This window comes from Caldalkalibacillus thermarum (assembly GCF_014644735.1).
Lineage (GTDB): Bacteria > Bacillota > Bacilli > Caldalkalibacillales > Caldalkalibacillaceae > Caldalkalibacillus > Caldalkalibacillus thermarum.
In genome coordinates, this window is the sequence record NZ_BMKZ01000070.1 from 1 (window position 1) to 7,294 (window position 7,294).

Consider the following 7,294-nt stretch of genomic DNA (forward strand, 5'->3'; position numbering starts at 1 on the left):
TGATGAAAAAATTCCTACAGAAACAGAAGATGATGAATCATCCGGTGGACATTATCTATATGGATAAAAAAGGCCACATCACATACCGAACAATATTCATAAAGAAAATAACTGACGACAAGATCATGGCTTTTTGCACCCTTCGTGGACAGCAACGTACCTTTGAACTAAGTAACATATTGGCTGCTGAGAAAGGAGACATCAACATTGCGAAAGGAAACAAAAATTACACCTGGTTTCAACCTCATGTGGATTTCCAGCAGAAAGATGCTCCCGGAACATGTTGAAGCACTACAACAAATATCATAAGGAAAAGAAAAAGTAGCACAAACCGAATTTGGCTAATAGAGGATAAAGCAGAGTGCAACTGGATCAGCCTTTCAGATGTATTGAGATTGATATTCTCTGAGATTCAATCGCGCTTTTTGTTTTTATAGCCCATGAACAAAGAGGTAAGGATAATTACAATAAAAGAAATTAAGCCACCAATCAATGTGCTACCTGTTAACTCTCCTTCAAAAAAATGTCGGACACCAATCCAACCAATGGCAAAAAAGATACCACATGCAATACCAAACTTAAGATATTGCTGATTTAGCAATAAACTATCTCCTTTCCATTGTAGTTAGTTTCTCTTACCACCTACGTTGTCGCTTAGAGTAGGGGATTTTTGGAGGGTACCGACTAATGAGACTAAAATAATGGTTGCTGCTTATCTGTAAATTCGTATGAAAAAGGGGCTATGAGAATAATGATAAGTCCTATTATTAGCATGGCTGATAAGATCATTGGAAAAGAAAAGTTAAGTATTTGACCTACAAAAGGAACAAATGGTAAAGGGACACCAGCAAACCCTTGTCTCCATTTTGTATCAGTGGTAAAAAACTGTTTTTCTTCACATCTGGGACATTTCTTACGGCCATCGAATATAAAGAATAGCTCTCTCCATTTAAATTGATATTGACACGACCAGCAAGAAGGCACCTTCATAGTAAGTAATCCCCCTCTGAGGATATTATTATTATGGCACAGAAGCAATGTTGATTCCATCTATATAAATATAAATTGCGTAGAATTTTGGCGTAGAAGTGTAATTCTACGCTATAATTGTGTTGAAAACCATGTCCAAAGCATACGAAAACCCCGGATTATCTCACAAAAATTTTTGCGTAGAATTTCTTAAGACAAAAAATAAGGGGGGATACCATTGATTAACCGGTTTGTCAAAGAGGGGCTGAAAGGAAAATCGGCCACAACCGTCAAAACATATGAGCAGGCGTTGAGACAGTTTGAACATTGGCTTCAAGGGGCTGGAACGGATTTAAAAGGGTATGCACGTACCGATGTCCAGCAATACATAGATTATCTGGTGGCCAAAAAGAAAAGTGCGGCCACCATCAATAAGATATGGAACGCCATCAAAAAATACAGCCGGTGGGCCGGGAAAGAAGAAACGATAGAGGACATTGCCGTTGTTCAACCCCCTTCATACTATACAGAAGCACCAAAAAGTTTAAGTCAAGTGGAGCGGAACCGGCTCATCCGGGAAGTGGACAGGTCGGGAAACAAAAGAGATTTTGCCATTGTGATGATGTTACTCAACACGGGATTGCGTGTTTCAGAATTGGTTTCACTGGACAGATCGGACGTGGAGATCAGTGAACGGAAAGGATCAGTCAGAGTAGTGGGGAAGGGGAACAGGGAGCGGGTCATTCCTCTTAACAAGGAAGCCCGCCGGGCGTTGCAGAAATACCTTGATGAGCGGACAGACTCCCATCCAGCCCTTTTTTTAAGCAACCGTGGCCAACGGATCAGTGTCCGTAGTGTCCAGTACCTTTTAGAGAAGCATGGTGTACATCCTCACCAGCTAAGACACACGTTCATCACCGGATTGGTGCGGAACAATACAGATATTGCCGTGATCCAGTCCATGAGCGGCCATACGTCAACTAAGATGATTGTAAGGTATTCCCGGCCGACTGAAGAGGACAAACTTCAGGCGGTTGAGGAATTGTGGCACAATACAATAAAGGAGTGAACACATTTGGATAATAAGATATTTGAGTTACCCATACATTGTCTTGTTTTTCTCAGGGGAAAATGCAAGGTTTGCCACACGGTCAATAAAAAGCAGATATATGATTATGGCAAAATGAGATATATTGACATGGAGAAAAAAATGGATCAGACAAATCACCAAGTAGAACCGCTTGTTTGTTCAAAATGTCAGACGGAATATTCGCCCAGTGAAGTTGAGTATTTTGACAAACTTAGAAACATAACAATCACTGTAGCCAAACTGGAATGGGGCAATATGCGGGAGGAAGATGAATACAAGAAAATGGAAGAGGCTCACAAGGCAAGGTATCACACCTTCAAGGAAAAGGAACGTGAGTTTTGGGATGCGTTCAATGGATATATGTTGCAGGACTTCCGACAGGCGATTAACGAACTTCAGAAAGAAGAGTTTGAACAGGCATACAAGGCATTGGGTATAGACGCTGACTGTAAGACGTTGGCTCAATACCGGAAAGATGCCATTCAGCGTTTCAAAACGGCAAAACAAAAAATTGATTTTTGGCAGGAAGCAAATAGATATTTCATCTATGATCACATACTTGAACTGGGGCCTTTGGCTTGGATACCTGAGCAAGACATCAAAAAATTCGGGTTAAACAGAACACGTTTTGTTCTTCTTCATTTTCCTGTCGGTGAACCACTGGAAGGACTGATAACAGAATACATTGGCCGCATTGTCAAGAAAGAGAAAGGCGACAATGCGTTTCTGTTCAGAAGGATCAGTCAATTGACTGATGAATTGCAACGGGTTAGACGTAAAAACACGGAATACTATCACAAAATAGAATCTCTTAAACTGGAAATTGCCGGATTTCAAAAGAAACTGAACGAAGCGTACACGGAATTAAAAAACTTGCGGAACAACCAAACGGCGTACACCCGTGATCCGGCCGATATAGCCAAAATACATGAGTTGAAATCTTTTATCAATGAATTGATGGACGAATTAAGGCAGTATAGACAAGAAAAACAATCTGAAGATTACAGCCAACCTGTTGTGCTTGAAGAAACTATTGATGATAAAGTGCAGGATGAGACACAAGACCTTATTGATGAAACACAAGACTTCATCAAGGGCAAAACGATTGCCATTATCGGCGGAGAACGCCGTGAACATGCAGAATCCAAAGACTATCCCTGTGAAGTGATCACTCACGATGGACGAAAGCATAACCCGGAATTCTATCAGACACTGCAAAAAGCGGATATTATTGTGGTCTTGACACAATACATATCCCATGCCAGCATGTGGGAAGCCAAAGCTCATGCGTTGGAAAATGACAAATTAATCCATTTTACAAAGTCAATTAATGTGGAACGCATAATTGAAGAGGTGAATGAGCTTTGCAGAGAGTCTGCCATGCAATAGACTGCAACAGACGCTTCGAGCCAAGACATCCAAGACAAAAATACTGTTCACGGATGTGTAACGACAGGGAAAAACGCAGGCGTTATGTCAAGGAAAGAATCAGGAAAGGCCTTTGCGCTCAATGTGGAAGAGAAATGGATTATCCTGTATCTCCACACAAAAACAAGGTTAGCCCGTCATACTGTTCACAGTGTCAGGAATATTTTCGGAAACGGTACAAATCAAAAAACGGAGGGTAAAACATGTTTGGAATCGGATTGGCAAAAAAACTTCTTGTTCTGACATTGCTGGCATTGTCAGTTTTGGCAGGATGTACTGATAATTCCATCACCGTCTTGGATGAGAACGAAAGCGAAGCGATTCAAGAAGAACAGGAAGAGGGGCTGGAAGCTATTGAAAACAGTGAGGTAGATGCTCAGACATCTGAAGAAAATGTAGGTACTCAGACATCAGAAGAAAATACCGAAGAAACCAGCGATGTACCGATCAATACCATTCCTGCTTTTGTGACCCGTGTTGTTGACGGAGATACGTTTGTGGCAGAGATCAACGGACAGGAAGAGCGGGTCAGGTTAATTCTTGTCGATACACCGGAAACCGTCCATCCGTCCAAACCGGTTGAACCTTTTGGCCCCGAAGCATCCGAGTTTGCAAAGGAAATGTTGGAAGGCAAAGAAGTGCATTTGGAATTGGATGTATCAGAGCGGGATCGCTATGGCCGTGTGCTTGCCTATGTTTGGATTGACGACAAAATGTTCAATGAGATGCTGTTGGAAAAAGGGTTGGCACGGGTAGCGGTTTTTCCTCCCAATGTAAAATATGTTGATCGCTTTCGCCAGATAGAAAAAGAGGCCCAACAAAAAGGAATTGGAATATGGAGTATAGAAGATTATGCTAGACAAGAAAACAGCAATTCAAGCTCAGCAACAAATAACACAGCCTCAAAAACCAGTAGTAGCAATTGTGACGAACCCAAAATAAAAGGTAATATTAACTCAAAAGGTGAAAAGATCTATCATGTACCTGGTGGACAGTTTTATGATGTGACAATCCCGGAGGAAATGTTCTGTACAGAAGAAGAGGCGCAGGCGGCAGGATATAGAAAATCGAAGAGGTAGGTCTATGAGTGTTATGAACACGAGAAAAAATCAGGAAATTAGAAGAAAGGGGCGATTTTATTTTGACAATCCCCCGTTATCAAGGGCTTGAATCTATTCCGGAAATTGTTGAGTGGTTTTGTAATAATGAATCTGAACTTATTGACAATGTTTGGTCAAGTGATCGAGCAATTCAAATTTTATCTGACTCGCTTATTAAAACTTTTTCTACCCTTGATCGTAACTCAATAAGGGATCACTTTAATTTTGTATATCATCAATTGACAGGATTTATCATTCCTGAATTAAAGAAAATGGACTCTAATCCTTATAAGGATACAACATATTTTAAAAATCTGCTCGGTATATTCGTTTGGTGCAAGGCACAATACATAATTGGAACATGGATTTATGAACAACACTACCAGGATAATTTTAACCCTTATGGTGATCCCTTTGATGTCATTGGCCTCTCAAATGGTTTTGAGGATTACTACCAAATTTTAGATGTTTCGCCATCAGCAACATTTGAAGAGATTAAACAAGCATATCGGAAAGCAGTAAAACAAAAACATCCAGATGTAGGTGGAGATCCAGAGTTATTTAAGAAAATAACCAAGGCTTATGAAGTATTATCAAATGCAAACAGACGTGAAAATTATGATGAAATTCATCAGCTATATTATGAGATGAAAACATGGAATTCTGCCAAATGGTATACACAACATATGAATAGTAACGAACCATTATACAATAGCGATAAAACTTCAGAAAATAAAGATAAAGTGACTGATGACCAAACAAGAAATACGTTCCATAATAACAAAACAGAATTTGAAACAAATAAAAGTTTTCCATTAGTTTTGGTGTTTTTGGCAGGTATCGTGGTTGGAGTTTTTATAGTAACCATTGGTCTACTTGACAATGATCATTTGTCATTACAATCATCGGATGCTGTTTCAAGTGAATTTGATTCTATTCAGGGCTTTAGCTACAATGAAGAATTTCCAAACAATGTTTCAGTAGAAAACAACTCAGAAGAAGTTATTCCAACTGAAATAGAAGCCATTGAGGCGATTAATCAAGCAAACTATCTATATAGTGATAGGTACGGTTTTGTACCTGATCACATAGCTGAACAAGAGGAAAAAGAAAGTTTAAAAGCTATTATTGAAAGTTTCCCTGAAGAATGGCCTGTTGGTCTAATGATTGTTAGAAGTCAATCTTCTAACGGAAACCTTTGGGTTGATTATTTTCCCGTAATCAAAACACAAACTGGTTATCTATTCGCAAAATATTATCTCAAAGGGGTCGAAGTTCATAAGGTTAGCTGGGATTCAATATATGGTGATGATTTTTTTCCTTTAAGCATGGCTGAAAAGGAACCAATAGTTATCTGGTATTCAAGTGAAACCTGGAATACTTACCAAGATCTTATTTGGGATGATGATTTCTGGTTATACGAAGATTATACACTGTTACCAGATTATGATCATGTTTTTGTTAATTAACCAAACATGACGAAAAATAAATTCCGCTTGTTGCTGGTTTTATGATGCCGGGGTTATTAGCATAAAGTAATTATTGTAAACTGGAAAACTTCTGTTCGGATTACCAATGTCGTAAAACAATAACAATGACACTAATATCCGAAAATATCTGTTTATGGGAGGGAATAGACTTTGAATTTTTTCACATCGCCGAGAGGTGTAAAAATAAGGATTCCAGTAAGAGAAGCATTTACCATCATGGCTCGTTTATATCCCAAGAGAAAACCTGAAGATATTATGCGGACGGTTGAAGGGATCGAATCATTACCGTCTCTTTTTAGCACCGTATCTATTTTAATGGGATTATTTATGGGACTATCATGGTGGGCAATTATTATTCTATCTGGTTTTGCGACACTTTTAGCAATGATTATGATTAATGTGGGAGCATTAATATCCCACAAAATGACCATCGCCTATTATTATTCTTTTATTCCTTTTTATATTAGATATTTACTTTTGTTCGTCTTGGGTTACTTCGCCTTTTCTTCATGGTATGGCATTCTTATTGTCATAGGGGCCAAGTTATGTAGCACTATTGCTCAATATTTCTATGAATATCAGTTGATAAAAAAATTTAAAGATCATAAGGTCACTTTTGCCGAAGTGATATTTATACAAGCATTTCGTCTCAATGCAGTGTCAATTGGTGTGGAATGGAGAGAAGAAGCTTATGATGAGGAAGAAGAAAAAAATAGTGATAAGTGGAAAAAACCGTTCGAAGAGTACATTAATAAATATCCGCACACATTAGGGTGGTAATTTAGTATAATTTTAACACTATCAAATAGAATCAAATGAACTTAAAGGTATTAATCGTGGTTAATTAGGGTTTGCTGAAAAACACAAAAATGTTGATATTGAAAGGAAAAGACCTATTTTTAGCGAAATTAAGTGCAAGGGTTTTTCAAAAAACACCATAAAAACCTTGCACTTGGAGGTATTACTGTGTATCGCCATAACCAGGATCAGCTGATCATGCCGCATGAATTCTTCCTGCCTTTTGGTGGTCAACTGGACCCCAACAACCGTTGGGTATTACTCGCTCAAAAAATTCCATGGAACAAAGCGCAAGATCTGTATATCGGGCAGCTCAAATCAACAAGCGAAGGCCGTCAGGCCTTTTCTGTGCGCATGGCTTTGGGTGCGCTTATCATTAAAGAACGTTTAGGCACCAGCGATCGTGAAACAGTGGAACA

At 38.9% G+C, this 7,294-nt stretch carries 9 protein-coding genes; 7 read left to right on the top strand and 2 right to left on the bottom strand.

The window, feature by feature from the left end:
* Positions 1 to 287: hypothetical protein (locus tag IEW48_RS17255; protein ID WP_229704093.1), on the top strand; the 287-nt coding region annotated here is incomplete at its 5' end.
* 125 nt (positions 288 to 412) lie between these two features.
* Here the strand turns inward: IEW48_RS17255 and IEW48_RS15840 are convergent.
* Together IEW48_RS15840 and IEW48_RS15845 are read right to left on the bottom strand one after the other, a co-directional pair.
* Positions 413 to 601 carry a hypothetical protein gene (locus IEW48_RS15840; protein WP_188624604.1) on the bottom strand — a complete coding sequence of 63 codons (189 nt, stop codon included), beginning with the start codon at positions 599 to 601 and terminating at the stop codon, positions 413 to 415.
* Between the two features lie 92 nt (positions 602 to 693).
* Positions 694 to 990, bottom strand: a complete 297-nt coding sequence (locus IEW48_RS15845) for a TIGR04104 family putative zinc finger protein (protein ID WP_188624605.1) — start codon at positions 988 to 990, stop codon at positions 694 to 696.
* 217 nt (positions 991 to 1,207) lie between these two features.
* On the opposite strand from IEW48_RS15845, the gene IEW48_RS15850 reads away from it, so the two are divergent.
* The 6 genes from IEW48_RS15850 to IEW48_RS15875 all read left to right on the top strand — a co-directional run.
* Positions 1,208 to 2,038, top strand: a complete 831-nt coding sequence (locus IEW48_RS15850) for a tyrosine-type recombinase/integrase (RefSeq protein ID WP_188624606.1) — start codon at positions 1,208 to 1,210, stop codon at positions 2,036 to 2,038.
* Positions 2,039 to 2,167: 129 nt separating this feature from the next.
* Positions 2,168 to 3,448 carry a DUF2325 domain-containing protein gene (locus tag IEW48_RS15855; RefSeq protein ID WP_188624607.1) on the top strand — a complete coding sequence of 427 codons (1,281 nt, stop codon included), beginning with the start codon at positions 2,168 to 2,170 and terminating at the stop codon, positions 3,446 to 3,448.
* 242 nt (positions 3,449 to 3,690) lie between these two features.
* Positions 3,691 to 4,566 carry a thermonuclease family protein gene (locus IEW48_RS15860; protein ID WP_188624608.1) on the top strand — a complete coding sequence of 292 codons (876 nt, stop codon included), beginning with the start codon at positions 3,691 to 3,693 and terminating at the stop codon, positions 4,564 to 4,566.
* Between the two features lie 62 nt (positions 4,567 to 4,628).
* A complete protein-coding gene (locus IEW48_RS15865) occupies positions 4,629 to 6,056 on the top strand; it encodes a J domain-containing protein (RefSeq protein ID WP_229704094.1) in 1,428 nt (475 codons plus the stop codon).
* A gap of 171 nt (positions 6,057 to 6,227) precedes the next feature.
* Positions 6,228 to 6,857, top strand: a complete 630-nt coding sequence (locus IEW48_RS15870; protein ID WP_188624609.1) for a hypothetical protein — start codon at positions 6,228 to 6,230, stop codon at positions 6,855 to 6,857.
* Positions 6,858 to 7,073: 216 nt separating this feature from the next.
* Positions 7,074 to 7,294, top strand: a 221-nt coding sequence (locus tag IEW48_RS15875) for a transposase (protein ID WP_503826754.1), incomplete at its 3' end; no start/stop codon positions are given.